Annotated in this window: 16 protein-coding genes; 9 read left to right on the top strand and 7 right to left on the bottom strand. The window is 50.9% G+C overall.

Features of this window, described 5'->3' with window-relative positions; all coding sequences use genetic code 11:
- Positions 1 to 248 precede the first annotated feature (248 nt).
- The gene (locus AB182_RS18685; protein ID WP_047371416.1) at positions 249 to 1,865 is read left to right on the top strand and encodes a methyl-accepting chemotaxis protein; all 1,617 of its coding nucleotides are present in this window, start codon (positions 249 to 251) and stop codon (positions 1,863 to 1,865) included.
- A 324-nt stretch (positions 1,866 to 2,189) separates the two neighbouring features.
- Here AB182_RS18685 and AB182_RS18680 read toward each other — a convergent pair whose 3' ends face one another.
- Entirely contained in the window at positions 2,190 to 2,531 is a 342-nt protein-coding gene (locus AB182_RS18680; protein WP_047371415.1) for a helix-turn-helix domain-containing protein, read from the bottom strand.
- Between the two features lie 421 nt (positions 2,532 to 2,952).
- Between AB182_RS18680 and bhsA the strand changes: the two genes are divergently transcribed.
- Entirely contained in the window at positions 2,953 to 3,207 is a 255-nt protein-coding gene (gene bhsA / locus AB182_RS18675) for a multiple stress resistance protein BhsA (protein WP_047371414.1), read from the top strand.
- 41 nt (positions 3,208 to 3,248) lie between these two features.
- Here the strand turns inward: bhsA and AB182_RS18670 are convergent, their stop codons facing one another.
- Entirely contained in the window at positions 3,249 to 4,694 is a 1,446-nt protein-coding gene (locus tag AB182_RS18670; protein WP_047371413.1) for a heavy metal sensor histidine kinase, read from the bottom strand.
- Positions 4,695 to 4,703: 9 nt separating this feature from the next.
- Positions 4,704 to 5,396, bottom strand: a complete 693-nt coding sequence (locus tag AB182_RS18665) for a heavy metal response regulator transcription factor (RefSeq protein WP_047371412.1) — start codon at positions 5,394 to 5,396, stop codon at positions 4,704 to 4,706.
- Between AB182_RS18665 and AB182_RS18660 the strand changes: the two genes are divergently transcribed.
- Complete coding sequence (locus AB182_RS18660) at positions 5,395 to 5,610, top strand: hypothetical protein (RefSeq protein ID WP_047371411.1); 216 nt, start codon at positions 5,395 to 5,397, stop codon at positions 5,608 to 5,610. The two genes, AB182_RS18665 and AB182_RS18660, sit on opposite strands and share 2 nt — an antisense overlap.
- 112 nt (positions 5,611 to 5,722) lie before the next feature.
- A complete protein-coding gene (locus tag AB182_RS18655) occupies positions 5,723 to 7,150 on the top strand; it encodes an MFS transporter (protein ID WP_047373358.1) in 1,428 nt (475 codons plus the stop codon).
- A gap of 96 nt (positions 7,151 to 7,246) precedes the next feature.
- On the opposite strand, the gene AB182_RS18650 is transcribed toward AB182_RS18655, so the two are convergent.
- Positions 7,247 to 8,554 (bottom strand): McrC family protein, encoded by a 1,308-nt coding sequence (locus tag AB182_RS18650; RefSeq protein ID WP_047371410.1) that lies wholly within the window; start codon positions 8,552 to 8,554, stop codon positions 7,247 to 7,249.
- Positions 8,551 to 10,227, bottom strand: a complete 1,677-nt coding sequence (locus tag AB182_RS29765) for an McrB family protein (RefSeq protein ID WP_052958874.1) — start codon at positions 10,225 to 10,227, stop codon at positions 8,551 to 8,553. The genes AB182_RS18650 and AB182_RS29765 overlap by 4 nt, the downstream gene beginning before the upstream one ends.
- A gap of 302 nt (positions 10,228 to 10,529) precedes the next feature.
- Between AB182_RS29765 and AB182_RS18640 the strand changes: the two genes are divergently transcribed.
- Entirely contained in the window at positions 10,530 to 11,849 is a 1,320-nt protein-coding gene (locus AB182_RS18640; RefSeq protein ID WP_052958873.1) for a sensor domain-containing diguanylate cyclase, read from the top strand.
- 275 nt (positions 11,850 to 12,124) lie between these two features.
- Here AB182_RS18640 and AB182_RS18635 read toward each other — a convergent pair whose 3' ends face one another.
- Positions 12,125 to 12,367, bottom strand: coding sequence for a biofilm development regulator YmgB/AriR family protein (locus AB182_RS18635; RefSeq protein WP_082137073.1), 243 nt, complete (start codon positions 12,365 to 12,367; stop codon positions 12,125 to 12,127).
- 199 nt (positions 12,368 to 12,566) lie between these two features.
- Entirely contained in the window at positions 12,567 to 13,013 is a 447-nt protein-coding gene (locus AB182_RS18630; protein ID WP_052958871.1) for a winged helix-turn-helix domain-containing protein, read from the bottom strand.
- 644 nt (positions 13,014 to 13,657) lie between these two features.
- Here AB182_RS18630 and AB182_RS18625 point away from each other — a divergent pair.
- The 4 genes from AB182_RS18625 (at position 13,658) to AB182_RS18610 (ending at position 19,591) form a co-directional block, all read left to right on the top strand.
- Positions 13,658 to 14,476, top strand: coding sequence for a fimbrial protein (locus AB182_RS18625; protein WP_047371408.1), 819 nt, complete (start codon positions 13,658 to 13,660; stop codon positions 14,474 to 14,476).
- Positions 14,477 to 14,524: 48 nt separating this feature from the next.
- On the top strand, positions 14,525 to 15,247 hold the full coding sequence (locus tag AB182_RS18620) for a fimbria/pilus periplasmic chaperone (protein WP_047371407.1): 723 nt from the start codon (positions 14,525 to 14,527) through the stop codon (positions 15,245 to 15,247).
- Positions 15,248 to 15,364: 117 nt separating this feature from the next.
- Complete coding sequence (locus AB182_RS18615) at positions 15,365 to 17,983, top strand: fimbria/pilus outer membrane usher protein (RefSeq protein WP_167337894.1); 2,619 nt, start codon at positions 15,365 to 15,367, stop codon at positions 17,981 to 17,983.
- Between the two features lie 513 nt (positions 17,984 to 18,496).
- Positions 18,497 to 19,591, top strand: coding sequence for a hypothetical protein (locus AB182_RS18610; protein ID WP_047371405.1), 1,095 nt, complete (start codon positions 18,497 to 18,499; stop codon positions 19,589 to 19,591).
- Positions 19,592 to 19,612: the final 21 nt, after the last annotated feature.

Here is a 19,612-nt window from a genome sequence, read left to right as displayed (position 1 = left end):
AAAATAAGTTTTTAGTATGTAGAGTGCCTTCCTTGTTATTCACAACGCTGCGTCATTATGTCTGCTCTGGTGCAAGCTGTCCGTTTAGTCAAACCATCGCTATTTCGTATTTTCCCCGGTTTTTTACGCTACGTATATTAACTCTGTCCGCGATTACGCATTCTTGCGCCTGCAGTTGCTTTCTGCGGGGCTAATGCGCGGGGATATTCACCGGTAAGGGGCTTCGGGATTCATTTAACGAGGGATATATGCGAGTAAAAAGACATTTCTCTCTGGGTGCGCTGTTGGGCACGGGCTTTGCCGCGATTATCGCTATTGGGTTGTTGGTGGCGATTTTTGGTCGGGCTGAATTGAATAACACCAGTAAACATATTGAGTTCTACGAAAAGTACCATCTGACAAATTTGCTGTCGATGCAGGCATTAAAGGACAACCTGAATAATGCCACTAAGGCCACGTTCATCATGGTGTTTCAGGATGATGAAAAGAGCCAAATGGAAGAGGAAAAGCTCACCGAACTGTCGATTAAACGTAATGACGAGCTGGTGGCGCAGTTACAGGCGAATGTCCATGACGCTGACCTGCAAAACATGCTGAACAGTTTTAAAACCACCCAGGTGGAGTACGTCAATGTTGTACGCCAGACCGTGGGGCTGGCAAAGAATGGTCAGATGCTGGACGCCCAGTCGCTGGCGGTCGAGAAGATGCAGCCGTTACAGATTCGCCTGTTTGAAGAGATTTCCGCCATGATCCAGACCCAGCAGGCCAGCACAACCTCGGCGGCGGCGGCCTCCACCGCCAGCGCCCGTGCCTCTGGCGACGCTCTGCTGATGATTGCCGGGGTGGCCGCATTACTGGGGATGGCCATTGCCTGGCTTTTTACGCGCTACATCAAGCGACAACTAGGGGGAGAACCCGCCTATGCGCTACAGGTGGTCCATGAAATTGCTAAGGGGAATCTGGCCACCCGGATTACGCTTGCTCCCGATGACAGCACCAGTTTGCTGGCGGGGATGGATGAGATGCGACAAAGCCTGAGCGGTATCGTCAATCAGGTGCGGGAAAGCAGTGAGTCCATATCAGCAGGGGCAAATGGGGTGGCGGAGGGAAGCACCGACCTGAGTCAGCGTACCGAGCAGCAGGCTGCCAGTTTGCAGCAGACGGCCGCCTCCATGGAACAAATCGGCCAGGCGATTCGACAGAATGCAGATACGGTACGGGTCACCAATCAACAGGCGGCAACGGCCAGCGAAATTGCCGCGAAAGGGGGCGAAGCGATTGAGAACATCGTGCGTACGATGGATGAGATCAGCCAAAGTTCACGCAAAATCAGTGAGATCATTGCAGTAATCGATGGTATCACCTTCCAGACCAATATCCTGGCGCTGAACGCAGCGGTAGAGGCAGCACGGGCAGGGGAGCAGGGCCGGGGCTTCGCGGTGGTGGCAGGCGAAGTACGTTCGCTGGCCCAGCGTTCTGCGTCTGCGGCAAAAGAGATTAAGGCGCTGATTATGGACAGCATTGAGCGTGTGGATAACGGCACGGCGCTGGTGAATCATGCGGGCGCGACCATTGGCGAACTGGTGCGGCAGTCGCACCATGTCGCCGGGATGATCGACGAAATTGGCGTGACGACGCGTGAGCAGGAGTCGGGCGTCGGGCAGGTGAATGAAGCCATTAACCAACTGGATAAAGTGACTCAGCAAAATGCGGCACTGGTCGGGGCGTCGAGCACTGCGGCGGAAGATCTGCGCGATCAGGCGCAGCATCTGGTAACGCTGATGAGCGTGTTCCGCACCGAGAGTTCGCGCTATCGCGCAAGTGAAATGAATACGGTGTCTGACGCGGTGTTAAGGACGGCGTGATCGCTTTTCTCCCTCTCCCCGTGGGAGAGGGCCGGGGTGAGGGCATCAGATCGCAGAGCCGCGATTTCCCCTCACCCTAACCCTCTCCCTTAAGGGAGAGGGGACCGATCGAGCACGATGTTAAATCCGATTCACCTTTCTCCCCAGCCAGCGGACTGCTCGCTTTTTCCTCTCTCTCTGTTGATCTGAACCCCATAACCTGGAACAGGTTCAAATCAGCGAGAGAGAGGGGGGAAAGACGCTGCCGTGCTGGCAAACCGCATTGAACGGTCCCCTCGCCCCTTTGGGGTGAGGGGCTTTGGCGATAACGTGGCCGAGGGAAAACTACCCCTCATTCGTTTGGTGGTGTCGACGCCATGCACCCGGCGGCATACTGTATTTTCGGGTAAAAACACGGGTGAAGGTTTGCTGGGAATCGAAGCCGTAGCGTGTGGAGATGGTGATAATCGACTCATTTGTCGCACTCAGGTCGTGGGCGGCGCCTTCCAGCTTCTTGTTGCGAATATAAACACCTAACGGAATATCAATAATTTGATGAAAGAGGCGCTGTAAATGCCATTTGGAATAACCTGCCCGGTGGGCAACATCATTAATCCGTAAAGGTTTGTCAATATTATTATCAATCCATGTCTGAATATCGAGGATAACCGATTTTTGCATGGCCATAATATATTCCCTCTTTGCTAAATATGAATGCGCTGAATCGTATTGGGTACAGGAAAGTGCGCAACATAATTGCCAGTTTATTACCTTGCGAGAGGAGTTTATGTCAGCGTGGCTGTCGTTAGCGTGACGTGAAAATGACATTCCTGACAGGTTTGTAAACAATGCGGCGCGGGTGGCGGGTCCAGACGGGCTATTGACGAAAAAAACTGAAATAGTGGCTTAATCTTGTTGTTTATTTCGTATTTGTAAGTATACGAACGAAGCAGGCTAATAAGAATATTTAAAGGATAAATTAAAATAAATGTATATTTTTGTTATCTGACACGTCTGTTATTTATGCGTCAGTGTACTGACAGCCAGCCTTTCTAAAATCATTCATGTCAGCGGATATTCCTGACTTTTCTCTTTGCGAGGTGGAAATATGAAGATGACGAAAGGCATTATGACCGCAATGATAGTTGGCCTGTTTTCTGCCGGCGCGCTGGCGGCGGTGCCCGTAGAGTCCGGTAGCGGCCTGCAAAAAATGGGGACGGTTTCGGCATCGGGCGCGACCACGCTGTCAGACTTGCATCAGGAACTGGCGCAAAAAGCGGATGAGGCGGGGGCGGGTTCTTACCGCATCGTCGCGGCCGGTGGCGAAAACCAGATGCACGGCGTGGCGGTTATCTACAAATAAACCGAAAAACAGGAGGCTTAGCCTCCTGTTTTCCTTTCTGTTCAGGCATTTTTGAATTGTGTTTGCTCATCAGGCACTGATTTACCACCCACAGTATGCTCATCGGCATCGGTCTTGCCGATCGCCAGCGACAGACCAAACGTATTGATGCCGTTTTCACTACGAGCAAACACATCGCCACGGTGCATCAGCGCGACCGCGCGAACAATGGATAACCCTAACCCATGGTGCGTGTCACTACGTGTGCGAGACGAATCGATACGGTAAAACCGCTCAAACAGGCGATCCAGATGCTCTGCGGCGATCGGCTCACCCACGTTGGCAACGGCAATGATCGCATGCTCATGCCGCTGGCGAATGGAAACGGTTATGGTGGTGTTCGGCTTTGCATGTCGGGCCCCGTTTTCCAGAAGGTTTGCCAGCGAACGGTGGAATAGCCGACGGTCAATACAGGCGACGATATCCCCTTCCACATGGATGGCGAGGTTTTTCTCGGCAAATGAGGGTTCGACATACTCGGCGGTTTTCCATGCCACTTCGCGCAATGACACTTCGGTAAGCTCGGTGGCATGTTCCCCGGCCTGGGCGTGCGAGAGAAACAGCATGTCATTGACGATCGATGTCATTCGCGCCAGTTCTTCCGGATTGGATTCCAGCAAATCCTCCAGCTCTTCAACCGAACGTTCGCGGGATAAACCCAACTGCGTCTGCCCTATCAGGTTGGTTAGCGGCGTGCGAAGCTCATGGGCCACATCGGCGTTAAAGCTTTCCAGTTGCCGCCAGGCCACTTCTTGTCGCTCAAGTACGCCATTAAAGGCTTCCGCCAGCGTTTGCAGTTCATCCGGCAAGGTGGCGGTATCAAGCCGCTGACCATGATCGCCGGGAGCCAACTTATGGGCCTGCTCGCTCATGGTATTGACAGGGCGCATGCCGAAACGCGCGATCATAAAACCCAGCAGGGCCACCAGCATCACCCCAAGGGCAGTGATCAGTAGCAGAGTGCGCGTGAACTCCTCCAGCGTGCCCATATACGGGGTGGAATCAATGGCAATCACATAGCGAATCGTTGGCCGCTCGCCGCGCGCGGGTATCTGCTTGACCAGAATATAAAGGGAGCAAGACTCTTTTGTCGCCCCAGGCGCTTCGCTAAATCCATCGGGCAGCGTTGCCCAGTTAACGCCTTCCGGCGGTTCGCCGCCGACCTGAAAGTGCGGATCGTCGCTCAATACCCAATACTTGACCCGTCCGCCTTCGGCTGTCGCCATATCGGCAAGTTTGGTGGGCAGCATTTGCCAGCTGTGCAGGGTGGTCCGCGAAAGCAGCCAGGGTTCCATCAGCGACTCCCTGAACAGCAGTTCGTTGTACATCTGTTTTTGCAACGATTCATGCAGAGTGCTGCGCAACAAAAAGCCGATCGCCGAGACGATCAGCACTGAGGCGAGGGCAAACATTAATGCAAGGCGTCCTGAAATCGAACGTTTCAGCATAGACTGGCTCTATTTCGTGGGGCTCTCCGGCCGTGTTTCAAGGACATATCCCATGCCCCGAACGGTATGCAGCAGTTTAACGGGGTAGGGGGCATCTACTTTGGCCCGCAGACGTTTAATCGCCACCTCAACGACATTGGCATCGCTGTCAAAATTCATATCCCACACCTGTTCTGCGATCATCATCTTGGAGAGGATTTCACCTTTATGGCGGGCGAGCAGGCTGAGCAGCGCAAACTCTTTCGCCGTAAGTTCCAGACGGTCTCCGGCCCGTGAGACCCGGCGGGCCAACAGATCGAGGTGCAAATCATGGATCTGCAGTTGCGTGGTGTCCGTGCCGTCGCTGGAGCGTCGGCGCAGCAACGCCTGAATGCGGGCGACCAGTTCTATCAGGGAAAACGGCTTGGGCAGATAATCATCCGCCCCCTGCCGCAGTCCTTTAACCCGCTCATCAACCGAGCCACGCGCAGAAAGCATCAGAACCGGCGTGTTTTTACTGGCGCGCAGGCCTTTTAACACGCTGTAACCGTCAAGGCCTGGCAACATCACGTCCAGAATGATGGCCTCATAGTCAAATTCCACCGCCAGATGTAAACCTTCTGTGCCGTTGGCGGCGACGTCCACGGTAAAACCCAGTTCGCTGAGGGCGCGATAAATATAGGACGAGGTTTTTTCCTCATCTTCGACCAGCAGAAGTCGCATGGATGCTCTTCCTTTGTCGCCACGGACAGATGTGATGATGACGGTGATTTTATCGCGTTATTGCCAACAGCGAGCTGACATTTTGCTGACATTTTTGTCAGCCTCTGTTACCGGCGCCAAAGAAAGCGTAGACACCACCTCGCCGGAAAGGAGAAAGGAGCGGGATACATTGCAAAAAATCAACCTGAGGACAATCAAGGGAAAATTGGCTTAACCGTGGGTATGTATTTTTGGTATAACAACTTTTCCGTGCCTGTCAGACCATTGTGAAAAATGGACGTTATCTATGCTGAGAACATGTTATGGCCTCGTCTGAGACACCCCAGATGCAAACACCCAAAAGCAAAGTGACCGGTAGCGGGCGTATTTCTGGGGTGGCGTTGCTGGTTGCCAGCGCATTTTTTATGGAGTTTCTGGATGGCACGGTGATCGCGACGGCCTTGCCGGATGTGGCGAACGCTTTTGGCGTTTCCGCGATTGATTTGAATATCGGCATCAGCGCCTATTTACTGACGCTGGCGATGCTGATTCCGGCCAGCGGTTGGGTGGCAGAGCGTTTTGGCGCGCGAACGGTATTTAGCCTCGCCCTGCTGATTTTTACCGTCGCGTCGCTGTGTTGCGGGCTAACGCAAAATGTCACCGGATTTGTGCTGATGCGCGTTTTACAGGGAGTGGGCGGCGCAATGATGGTGCCGGTCGGACGGCTGGTGGTGTTGCGGACCACGCCAAAAGATCAACTGATTAAAGCTATCGCCACGTTGACCTGGCCTGCGCTGGTGGCCCCCATTATAGGCCCTCCGCTGGGGGGCTTTATTACCACCTACGCAAGCTGGCACTGGATCTTTTTCCTGAATGTGCCGCTGGGGCTGGTGGCTATTGTTCTGGCACTGAAACTGATGCCTGGGTTGTCCGCGGATGAAAAGCGTCCCTTCGATGTGATCGGTTTTATCGCCACGGGGTTAACCATGCTGTGCCTGGTGGCGGGGCTGGAAATGTTCAGTCAGCAGCCTGTGAGTGTGGTGAGTGCCGGGGCGACGCTAACCGTTGGCGTACTGGCGCTGGTATGGAGTATTCGCCATTTGCGGCGTGCGCCTGCGCCGTTAATCGGCCTGAGTTCGCTGTCGGTGCATTCCTTTCGCATCACCATGCGTGGCGGGTTTATTTTCCGCGCCACCATCAGCGCCGCACCGTTTATGCTGCCCTTGATGTTCCAGGTAGGCTTTGGAATGAGTGCCTTTGAAGCCGGTTCCCTGGTACTGGCGGTGTTTGCCGGTAACCTGGCGATGAAGCCAGCCACCACACCGCTGATTCGCCGCTTTGGTTTTAAAAAACTGCTGACAGGCAACGGGATAATTTGCGTGTTATCGCTGTTTTTCTGCGCTTTTTTAGCGCCAGACTCGCCGCAACTGCTGACCCTTGCGCTGCTGTTTATCGGCGGTTTGAGCCGTTCAATGCAGTTTACCGGCATTAGCTCACTGGCGTTTGCTGAGGTGCCGACGACGGAGATGAGTTCGGCGAATACGCTCTTTAGTACGTCGTTACAACTGGCGAATGGTCTGGGGGTCACGCTGGGCGCGCTGAGTATTCGCGCAGGCGCGCTAATTACCGACGCGCTGGATATCGGCGATATTCAGGGGATAGCCTTTAAGCTGGGGTTTGTGATTATCGCGCTTATCACGGCGGTTGGCTTGTACGATATCACCCGCCTTGATACGGGTGCGGGGCGTAATGTTTCGCAAAAGCCGAAGCAATAAATGGAGGGGCGAATCCCCTTTTTCAGCGCATCTGATTGTTTTATCTCGTCTGCGGATTGACGTTTTTAATCCATCCTCCTGAATAAAGCCGCCTTTTCAGGCGGCATCGGTATGAACATGTGTATGGGGACTGCCTGCGAGCGGCAGCGAATGAACCTCAGATACCATGAGGATGTCGTTCTCCAGATCATAGGGCCAGACATGGAGTATCAGCTCAGGCGAGAAGAAAAAGGGTTTTAATGGCGCGGGGAACTCCCGTGTTTTAGGGTAAATCAACACCATCTCTCCTTTGCTCTCCAGGTATTTATGACCGTAGGCCAGCATCTGATAGAAATCTTGCTGCGCAAGGTCATATTTATTGTCGCGGGCCCCGGCATCCAGGCGTTTCCATTTGGTATCCAGCAGCCATTTTTGCCTTCCGAGCGCCATTAACAAATCCGGTTTTAACCTGAACATATCTTTATCGTCATGACGGCAGAGGTATTCACTCGCCGCCTGGGGACGAAGATATACTGTCGGGGGAAGCTGTTGTTTGAGCGTCCGCGCGACGTGTTGTTCGAACAGGCGCTCCATCGGAAAGAGCAGGCTGATTCCTTTCGACTGCCCCTGAACCGCCAGCGGAATCTGTTCCCCGAGGATCAGCTCACACCACGGACGGATGGGCTGGTAGTGGGCTAGCAAACGGTCGTTTCGCCAGTGGGCGAAATCGAGTTTTACCTGTCGGCTGGCGGGGATCGCTTGCATGATGGCATGCAGCTCATGGGCCAGTCGCCAGTTGTCAGCCTCCCTGGCCTGTTGGCACACCGTATTCAGCGCCAGACGCAACAGACGGTTTTCCGGCCTGTCCGGCAAAAACACCGCGTGACGCTGGTGAAAACGGTGCTCACGCCCCGGCGGTTGCCGCATCTGTCTGGCCATATCCAGTTGTCCGCGTAAATACGGCTGCTCTTCCTCAACCTGCTGATAATCAAAACGTAGCCCGCGTTTGAGTAATCGATCCAGCGCGTTTAAAAACTGGCGCATGATCCACTCGGTGAGCGGGAAGCGAAACAGTTGCAGGTCCGCCGTGCCGGTTTCCCGGTACGGCAAATTAAGCGCGGAAGCAATCAGTTTGCACAGCAGGGCCCGGCTGTTCTCCGGCGAGTCATCCTCGGCAACATGCTTGGGCAGAATTTCGATGTCCGTACCGCATGGGGTATGGATGATGCCGACATAGCTGTCCAGCCGGAGCCAGCGGCGATCTTCCACCTCCACCAGTCTGGCACCTTGCTTACTGAATCCGGCCTGCAATTGGCACAGCCAGTCGAAGGCGCTGGCACCGATTTGCGCGCGATCAAGGGTGTCTGTTACGTCCGAGGTGGTCAGGCGCGCGTGTTCGCGAACCGTTATCCACGTTGTTTTCACTCGGCCTCCCGCAGAATCAGACGATAACTCTCCAGGCACAGAAAGGCCGCCTCGTTACACTGCCAGCGTCTGTCGCTGAGTTCTGCGGCTACCTCTTTACCAAACAGCTTTTCCAGCGATGGGCCGCCGGCGGGAGGGCTGATAAAACGCGGCGTAATCCTGTCGGGGTGATGACCATTCAGCACCCAGTTAATGCGCTGCCAGTCTTCAAAGAAGTACTCTTGCAACAGCGGAATGACCTGGTTTTTGAAGATAGAGGCCAGCGTTGGCAGGGTGGGCGTTGCATGCAGCGGCATAAACCAGGCGTGCCCCAGACAGTGGTCGCGATCCAGCAAGACTTCAATACGCTGGTTGATGACGCGCAGCAGATTACCGACCTGAATATCCCCCTCTTCATGGCGAATGACCACATCGTCCAGCAATTCCGGTTGTGGAAGCATTTCAATGAAGGTGAAGCGGCGGCGCAGGGCAATGTCCAGTCCGGACAGCGAGCGGTCTGCGGTATTCATCGTGCCGATGATATACAGGTTGCCGGGGACACTAAAACGTTTCTTCGAGTAGGGCAGGATGGCGTCCAGCGCCTCGCTTTGCCCCTGACGTTTTGATGGCTCAATCAGGGTAATGAGTTCGCCAAAAATGCGCGAAATATTCCCGCGGTTGATTTCATCAATGATCAGAACGTGAGGCTGTGCAGGGAGCGTTTGCGCCCGGAGACAGACCTTTTTGAAAATGCCATCCTCGATACGGTACTGCAATCCTGCGCCGCTATCTGTAATGTCCGCGCGAATACCTTCGACAAAATCTTCGTAGCTAAAACTTTGATGGAAAGTGACAAAATCAATGTGTCCCTCATTAGTCAGTGCATCAAAACGCGCTTTGAGCAGATGTCGCTCGTCGCGATGAGCATCAAGAAACGCAGGATCGAGGATGGCCAGGGCATGATTCACCGTATTCCAGGTTTTACCGGTTCCTGGCGGGCCATAGAGGATTTGGTTTAATGCCACGACGGGTTGCTCAACATGAGGTTCGCTCTCATCATCGGTAATATCGTCCAGGCTCCGGGCTGGCGAATCGTCTTTTTCCGCTTCACTCTCTTTCCAGAGATCCAGACCGTATTGAATCAGGGGGTTATTACCACGTTTAGCCAGCAATATGCGGTAGGCGTCGGGGTGCGTAAGATTCCTGTTATCGGGCAACAAGGTCTGCAGCGCCTGCAGTTTGTATATGGGCAACACACATGGCTGATCATGATCCTGATAAAGGAAGGCGAGCTTCCACTTTAGGGCAATTTCAAAATCCAGCGCCTCGATAGTCTCGGTATCACCTGCCTGAGCCGCTCTGACGAGGGTCAGAATATGTGCTTTGATGGCGGCGAAGGCTTCCGCAGCCGTGTGTCCGTACTTATTTTTCCAGGAATAGCGGTCATCGGATGAGATAAATCCACGCTCGCCTTTGGCCTGCTTTTTACGCTCATAGATGCCAAACTTCGACGCATCGCCGCCTTTAATCGACCCCAGAAAACGACCTTCGCCAAACTCCAGCCAGTAAGCGAGCGTATTCTTATCGCCCAGGCAAATGTACTGTTCCAGCGTCAGGTTCTGCAGCGCGGAAAGGGGCCATTTACGGTGAAAATCCGCCAGTATTTGTTCTCGTTGTTCTGCCGTTACGGTCATCGCGCACTCCGTCCAATGGGTAATGATGTTCTGGAATCCAGCCATTATGCACAGGACGTTGACAGGCTGTGTCACTTCGTTGGCGACTGAACTCGGTGATGCAAAACAGGGTTACCGGCGCCATAAACGGGGCGGGCGCGTTTCAGCCTTTCTAAATTGTTATCGTTACAGCATATTAGTAAAACGTTAACATTTACTGTATCAATAATAGATAATTCAGCTATCGCTACAGCGTATAGTCAGGCGTCAACACCATTTTGCCCTTGCTGTCCGGGCGGTTTTGGGACATGCGGATAACATTCATGAGTGATAAAGAAAAATCGTTGCCCCTGCATGATGTTGATGTGCAGCATCTGTATGATTTACTGAATCAAAATTCAGATTGGGTGTGGGAAGTGGATGCGCAAGGACGTTATACCTGGGCTTCAGATGTGGTCACCAGTTTGCTTGGCTATCCGCCATCAGAGGTGATTGGCAAGACGCCGTTCGATTTTATGCCGCCAGGGGAAGCCGAGCGTGTGGGACGCGCCTTTATGGAGATTGTGCAGGAAAAAAGGGCGTTTTCCGGGTTGGTGAATCGTAACCAGCGCGCGGATGGGCGGATTGTCGTGCTGGAAACCAGTGGTATCCCTCTCTTCGATAAACAGGGTGAACTCTGTGGCTACCGTGGTGTTGACCGCAACATTTCCACCCTTGGCGAGCGTGTCCTGCAACTGGAGACCATCTACGATACGACCCCTGTTGCGCTGTGTATGATTGATCGTCAGGGGCGTCTGGTGATGTCCAACAAGGCAATGCATCGTCTGTTACACAATGACGGACACGAACTGGCGGAGAGTTTCCTGTCCCAGCATATGCCGGAGTTCTGGCATCTCTTCGAAGAAGATTTTGCGCTGGCGGACATGGGTGAAGAGATCCCTGGACGTGAAATGATCTGGCATGATCGCTGTTATGACGCACAGTCTATTGCGGTGACCGATGCGAGCAGTAATGTGGTGGGGTTATCGATAACCTGGGTGGATATCACCGCGCGTCGCCAGGCAGAACAAAAGCTGGCGGGGGCGAACCAGGTACTGCAACGGCATGCCCAGCACGATCATCTAACCGGTTTGTTTAACCGCCGCTTTATGGACGAGTGCTTGCTGTCGGAAGTCACGCGGTCTTATCATGGTCACTTCCCGTTATCTATCTGTCTGATAGATATTGATTTTTTTAAGTTGTATAACGACAATCAGGGCCATCAGGCCGGTGACGAGTGCCTGCAAATTGTGGCCAGGGCGCTGGTGGCCTCGCTGGTACATCCGGATGATAATGTCAGCCGGTATGGTGGCGAAGAGTTTCTGGTGATATTACCGGATACCAATAAAGCGGCTGCATTGTCCGTTGCCGAGCGTCTGCGCGAGCATATTAACGCCCTTAAATTGCCGCACGCCGCAAGCCCGATGGGCTATTTAACCATCAGCATTGGTGTGGCGACGCTCGATTGCGAGAGTATGCGCATGGAAGACAAGCCTCAGCATATGATTGCCAGCGCGCTCATCGGTAAAGCTGATACCGCCTTGTACGCGGCGAAGAAGCAAGGACGTAACCGTGTGGTGGTTGCCGGTGTCAAAAACGAGTGATTCCGCCTTCCTTATGCCAAAAAATACCCCTTCTGAAGATAAATCCATGGCTTCAGAAGGGGAGACCATATGGCCATTCGTTACAAAAGCCTCTCCAAAATAGTTAGCTGACTAGCAAAAGTCATTTGTATAAATAATTTTCATGAATATTACGAATAAGCACATATTGCTTATTAACAGTAAGGTTTTTGAGAGGTCTGGCAGCCAGAAAGTGGGGTGGAATGGGCATTGAGGGAAAAAACCCCCACCCGCAGGTGGGGGAAACGAGACACAAATCAGATATCGTCAGGCGTTGCGTGTACCACGCGTTCCAGTGTACTTCGATAGACGTCCAGTTTTGCTATTTCCTGTTCCGTCTCCAGCCTTAGCAGCAGTTCCAGAATGATGTCCTTATTAGTGGCCATGGATTTTCTGGCCAGTAACGTCGCTTTGATATCGGTAATAATCTGTTGCTCAATATCTTTCTCATGGGGATGCAGAGCAAATGGGAATTCACTCTCCGTCTCGTTAACGCTCATCGACAAATGTACCTGTGAAAAAGAGGCTGATGGCTCTCCCGAAAGGGCGAGAGCGTTTTGTTTCGCCAGATAAAACTAGACAGCGATGCCCATCTTTACAAATCGAAAAGTTATGAAATTTCATCTTTCATAACTATCTTTTATATAACCTGTGGCTATATAAAACAGATGTTCATAACGGAGCACAACGGCGTGTGAGTCAGAGAGAGGGGTGAAGTTCCTTGCTTTCGTCTACTGGGACCAGGTCTTCTATCGGCAGGTTTTGCAGACGGCTTTCGCAATACAGGGCGGTGACGATAGCGCTGTTGACCTGATAACCTTTATTATCCACGCGGCTGATAAAATCATCGTCAATGCCCATCATGCTCAATGTCAGTTTCAGATCCTGCATCACCTGCCATAAACGCGGTGCGGAAGAGCGCAGGCCATATTTATCCCAGACATTGATCATCAATCGCTGTGTTGTAATCACGCCTTTACCGCCATGCGCCAGTAAATACATCAGCAAACGTAGTTTGGTGTCGCGCAATGGAATGCGTTCGCGTTTGCCGGGTTTAAGCCGCCCACTGGTATTAATCAGATGCTTATGGATGATATCCAGCTGGATATCTGGACCGATATAGTAGCCGAATAATACTTTGTTCATTATTTTCGTCCTTGATATATGATGTCAGAACTGTTCAGCGATTATACAATTTAAATTCATCAGAGAAACCCGCAAAGTATTACCTTACGTAACGTAGTGGATAATATATTTATCTGGGTTATGTTTTTTGTATTTTATGATGGTAAATATAACCAGCGATAATGTTTTCTTGTTTTTGATAAATTTTGCAATACAAAATACATTCTCTTTACGTTCAGTACATAGTGAACACATAAAAATTTGTGCAATTTAATTACCTGTTTTTAAAGGTGATGTTTTTTGGTTCGTTTTTTGGTGCGCTAAAAATAAGAAAAAATTTCACGAAAAAAACGAGTTGATAATTTGATTTGGCGCAATTTATACAAATTAAGCCAACACAAAATATCCTGGTAATTGTCTTTTGTGGTGGAAGTGTCTATTTAACTGCGGGAGGTTAGTGATTCAGTTTTAGTGTTGTGATGATTATGTATATCACCCGTTTAAAGATAAATTTGCTCTCGAAAAGATGGTGAAGCGATAAGAAATATCTTCAGTGGCTTGCCTGTCGCCGTAAGTGTTCGTATCTAAGCCGCCATCTTTATCTGCTTAATCATTAAGCGAAATGGACGTTTGCAAATTTTTATCTCAATTATGGGACATCAAATATGAAAAAGCTTCTTATCGCATCATCTGTGTTGGCAGCACTGACAATGAACGCGGCATACGCGGCACCGGTAACCGAAAATGGCGGTACCATTGAGTTTATCGGTGAAATCACCGACACCACCTGCTATGTAGATGTTCAGGGCACTGTGGATGGCACCGGTGGCACTGCTGCCGCGGATACCTCGAACACCGTACTGCTGCGTCCTGTTCCTAAATCTGAATTTGCAGCAAATGGAGCCGCCGGACGTACGCCGTTCTTCTTACAGGTACACAGCCAGGCATCCGCATTACCTTCTCCATGCGTTATCGGTAAAGTTGCAGAAAGGGACAGTAGCGGTATCCCAACCGGCACTTCCGCTACTGTCACCAAAGTGAAAGCGATTTTCGGTGGTAATCTGGCGACCGGTGACGTTGAGCGCTATGAAAGTCGTCATGGGGCGGTTGCTGGTGCCGCGATGGCAGCGGAAATGCTGGGCAACGTTGACATGGTGACCGGTTATTTAAATAACATCGCTGTGCAAAACACCTCGCGTGCTTTTGCGGATGATTTGACTGTGACCCCGAGTGATAACGGTGCTGCAACCGGCGTGAAACTGCGCCTGCTGGACAGCGACTACCGTGTTATTAAAGTGGGTGACACTAACGACCAGATCGCCAATAACAAGGCAAGATTACTGGGCGGTGATACTTACAAAGGCGATGCTGATACCACGTCTTTACCGTACTTCGTGGAATACGTTTCTGACAGCGGTAGCGCGACGGGTGTGACTGCCGGTATGGTTCGTAGCTTTGTCGTATATGACCTGATGTACGAATAATGTCTCTAAGGGGCAGCCTCTGCCCCTTTCTTTTTTACAGGAGTGTATATGGGATTGCGTCATTCATTTAAATGCGCAGCAGTAGCCCTGACCGCCGTAATGCTCTGCGGGATGCAACTGGCGCAGGCAAGTATTGTTATTAATGGTACTCGTGTTATTTATCAGGGCAAGAAGAAAGAGGTAACGGTTACCGTTACTAATAATAATAAAGTGCCTGTCTTAATTCAGAACTGGATGGATGCTGGTACGGAAAAAGCGGTACCGGCTAACATTGCCGTTCCGTTTGTGTTAACGCCGCCGATTAACCGTGTGGATGCGGGTAAATCACAATCGCTACGTATCACGTACTTAGGATCGCCGCCGTTACCGCAAGATAAAGAATCTGTTTTCTGGGTAAATGTCCTGGAAGTACCGGCCAAATCGAAAGGAATTAAAGAAGACCAAAGTCGCCTGAATATTGCGTTTCGTTCACGCATTAAATTGTTCTATCGTCCGGCTGGGTTGAAAGGCAATTCGTTACAGGCTATTAAAGAACTTCAGTGGCAGCCTGCCGGTGATGGCGTCAATGTGACTAACCCGACGCCGTATTATGTCTCTCTACAGCTTCTACAGTATGGTGGCAAAGATACGGAGGGCAAAATGATCGCGCCTGGGGAAACACAGCATTATAAATTCTCAGGAATTAATAAAGTCACTGATATTAAAAAATTGTATTACCACGCAATAAATGATTATGGCGCATTGGTTTCTGCGCAGGCGCAAAACAAATAAATAAATCAATACCTCTGTGTTTTGCGGTTAATGGATTAACGGAGTTTACCGGGGTTTCTTATGGAATTGTCTAACGCCAGATGTAAAACATTGCCATTTCGAGGCCGGTTGTCACCTGTGGCGTTATCGTTGCTGATGGCTTTTCCTGTCTGGGGTGAAGAACTCGCGAAAAGCGAAGAGAATATCGAAACAACAGCAGTAGAAGAAATTGCAGCGAACGATCCCGATGATTATGCGCGCAATGTGGTTGAGTTTGAAGATGACCTGTTGCGTATGATGGGACACAACAAAGTCGACCTTGAGCGTTTTACTTTTGGCTCCAGTGCCACACCGGGCAAATACCGCGTCAGCATTTTTGTCAATGACGTACAAATGGCAAATGATGAGGTGGAGTTCAAGGAGGCGAGCAATAAGCGCGTTTACCCTTGCTTAACACCTAAACTGGTTCGTCTGATCAATTTAAAAGAAGACCGCCTGTCCACAGAGGCCAGGGAGACCATCGAAGCGGCCCACCCTTGTACCGATATTGAAAAACTGATTCCTCAGGCAAAGGTAGAGTTCGACAGTAGCGAGCAGCGTCTGAATATCACCGTGCCTCAGGCAATGGTTAACCGTACCATGCGCGGTGCAGTGAGTCCCGAATTGTGGGAGAGTGGTATTCCGGCCCTGATGCTGGGTTATTACCTCAACGGCTATGATTCCAGTTATAGCGGTTATGATTCTCGTTCATTATTTGCCTCGCTGAATGCAGGGTTAAATATTGGCGCATGGCAGCTACGCCATAATGGATCCTATAACTGGGATAAAAATCAGGGTGGCAAATATAACGTCACTAACACTTATATTCAGCGTGATATTGCCGCCCTGCGCAGCCAGTTTGTTGCCGGGGAAAGCAATACCACCGGTCAGATCTTTAGTTCCGTGCCTTTCATCGGTGCGCGTATCAACAGTGATTCGCGGATGTTGCCGGATGTGCAACGCGGCTATGCGCCAGAAATTCGTGGTGTAGCAAAAACCAATGCCAAAGTGACCGTCCGTCAGTTAGGCAATATTATCTATGAAACCACGGTAACACCGGGCGCGTTTATTATTGATGATCTCTATCCTGCTGGCTACGGCGGCGATCTGGAGATTACTATCAAAGAGGCCGACGGCAGCGTTCAGCAATACACCATGGCCTATGCATCAGTAGCCCAGCTATTGCGCCCCGGCGTTCAGGAGTACAGTTTCACCGCAGGTAAATTACGCGAAACCAATCTTTCCACCGAACCCGTATTCTATGAAGCAACGTATCAACGCGGGTTGAGTAATTACCTGACGGGCTACGGTGGTGTGCAGTTCAGTAAGCACTATCAGTCAGCGCAGTTGGGAACGGCAGTGGGCAGTGTTATCGGGGCATTGAGTGCCGACGTAACCTGGTCTAACAGCGATGTCGGCAAAAAAGGCGGCGGTAAACTGCAGGGACAAAGTTATCGCATTAGCTACAGTAAGCTTATTAACGAAACCGACAGTAATATCACGCTGGCCGCGTACCGTTTCTCCAGTAAAAACTATATGGAGTTTTTGACAGCGCTGCAGGCGCGGGACTATGTCAAAGAAGGCTACAGCGTTGACAGTATCTGGCGTTCGAAAAACCGCTTTAATATCAGCCTGAATCAGGGATTACCTGATGGCTGGGGCAGTGTGTATGCCAGCGCTACCATGGAAAACTACTGGAACAGTAAGCAGGGTTATAACAAATATTACCAGATAGGCTATTCCAATAATTTCTGGCGCTTTAACTACAGCATCAGCGCCGGGCGCAGCAAAACGGCCTCTGGTCGGGAACAAACGAACTTCTACCTTGGGCTTTCCATGCCACTGTGGGACAGCTTTGAAACCCGCGCGCCTTATCTGAGCCTGCGTTATAACCAAAACAGCGACGGGGGCAAAGGTGAGCAGGCGATGGTTTCCGGCACCTTTGGTGAAAATAACAAATACAATTACAACATGGCTGCCAGCCATGACAATTACAGTGGCACTTCGACCACCATGGGGTTGGGCTGGCAGGGGAGCGCTGCGACAATGAACGGCAGCTATAGCCAGGGAAGAAATTATAAGAGCACCTCCCTGAGCATGAATGGCGCAGCCGTAGTGCATTCTGGCGGAGTGACGCTTTCGCCAATTAATAACGATACTTTTGCGCTTATTGAAGCCAAGGGCGCTGAAGGCGCCAGAGTGGCAGGGTATGCCAGTTCGAAAGTTGATATGTTCGGCTATGCGTTATATCCGGGATTAGTGCCTTACAGTATGAACTCGGTCGCCATCGATCCGGAAGGTTCTTCGCTGGACGTGGAATTTGAAAGTACCTCACAAACTGTTGTACCCCGCGCAGGTGCGGTGGTGAAAGTGAAATTTGATACTCACCGCGGAACGGCAGTACTTATTCGTTCCACATTTGGCGGCGAGCCGGTACCTTTTGGTGCCGAGGTCTTTAATGATAAAAATGCCAACGTCGGTACGGTCACGCAGGGCGGTCTGATTTATGCCCGCGTAGAAGAAGAGAAAGGCACGCTGGTGGTGAAATGGGGTGAAGAAATGCATAACCGCTGTCAGGTGAGTTATGTCCTTGTGCCTGAACCTAAAGACAAAGAAATGCAGGGACTGCCTCAGCAGTTCACCATGCCATGTCAGACATACCAGGCACCAGGGCGTTCGGGTCATAGCGGCGGTACTCTGGCAGCCGTTACGCCGTAGTTTTCTTTCCCATAAAGCCTGTCTCGCTTTCGGCGGTAATTTCGATTACCGCCTTTTTTATGTGCCCTTCGTCCCTTTTTTATCGAATAATCACATGCTTGGAATTTTTCGAGCTGGATTCCGGAATAGTGTTTATCACAAATGAAAATTCAGAATAAGAGAGTTTACCAGCTCAAAAAATAGTTTTGTTTTGGAATATTATTCTGCGCATTGGAATGTAATTAAATATTTCAAAATTAATATCTGTTTTTTATTTTATTGCGAATTAATGTTTTTACGTTTTATGGAAATTGAAGGTTAACGATTGAAACGCTACTCTTTTTTGATAAAAAATAAAGTGCCTAATATTAACGGGTGAATATCAATACAATGGGGCGATCATCAAAATGTAGTATCTGTCTGTTGCAGTTTCGAGCATGGCTAACAAAGATGATGTTTATAATATCTCTTTCTTTGAGCTATGGCGAAAAAATAAGTGCGGCAGAACTAACCTGTTTATCCGGAGGAAACCCTGTGCCGGTTAACGTAGAAATTGCGCCTGTAAATATTACTGTCAGTTCACATATCACAGACTATAGCGAGCTTTATCGTCTGAATATGCAAATCGTTGACAATGTTACCGCACGCTGTACCTCCAGCCCGTCTGGTGGGCTGGTTTCAAGGGCGGCGACCTTAACATATGTCTCCGGTAGCGGAGATACCTCACAAGCTGGCTATATTATCTATCCCACTAATGTTAGCGGTATTGGTATATCCGTTAATAGCCTTGATGTATCGGGGTTTCCCGCTATCCCTGCCTGGCCCGCAATGCTGACGATAAGCAGCGAAACCGCGAATGGTACCAATTACTGGCGCCATCAGGGTGTTACCATTCGTCTGTGGAAAATTCCTGGCGATATTCCCTCTACTGTGTCGCCTTTTGGAATTATCGGGCCAACGGTTGTGCAGGGGTTTATTCCCGGTTCAGGGGGGGAACATCTTAACCCGGCAACATTAACCAGCAACCGGGCTTTAAGTGAGTCATTCTGGATAATCAGCGCACGCGCATTGCTTGGCAGCGCGAAACTGTATGTGGGTACCTGTAATCTGAGAACGCCCAATCAAACCGTGCAACTGGGCAAACACCTCAATTTTTATCGCTTTTCAGAATGGCGCGATGCCAGCTTTATCGTTGATTGCCCGGTGAAGGCTTACGGCTATGGCGGAATTGTGAATGGCTCCATAAGCAACAAAACCGCTAATAACAAAAATAAAGCGCCATCCTTGAAAATTATTCCCTACTCGTCGGTTATCGTAAGCGATCATTTGGGTAACCCGCTTGGCGGAACAATCGCGCTGGATGCCGGCGGGGCACAGGGTTATGGCGTTCAACTTGCCTGGGGCGATTACAGCACGCAGGTTACGGGTATTAACCCTGTTAAACCGGTGGCGTTTAACATGCCCATCTCGGTCAGTTCGCTGGTTAGCGGTTATGCCCCCACGATCACCTTAGGGGCTAATGCGCCTTCTGCCACCGTCAAAATGGCGGCACGTTTTATTCAAACCGAAGCGATACCACAGCCAGGCAGAGCCAGAGCAGCAATAGAAGTGGTTGCTAACTACGAATAAGCGATCGGTGCCCGGACATGG

Origin of the sequence: Phytobacter ursingii, from assembly GCF_001022135.1 — a bacterium.
GTDB lineage: Bacteria > Pseudomonadota > Gammaproteobacteria > Enterobacterales > Enterobacteriaceae > Phytobacter > Phytobacter ursingii.
This window is presented reverse-complemented; position numbering and strand designations above follow the sequence as displayed.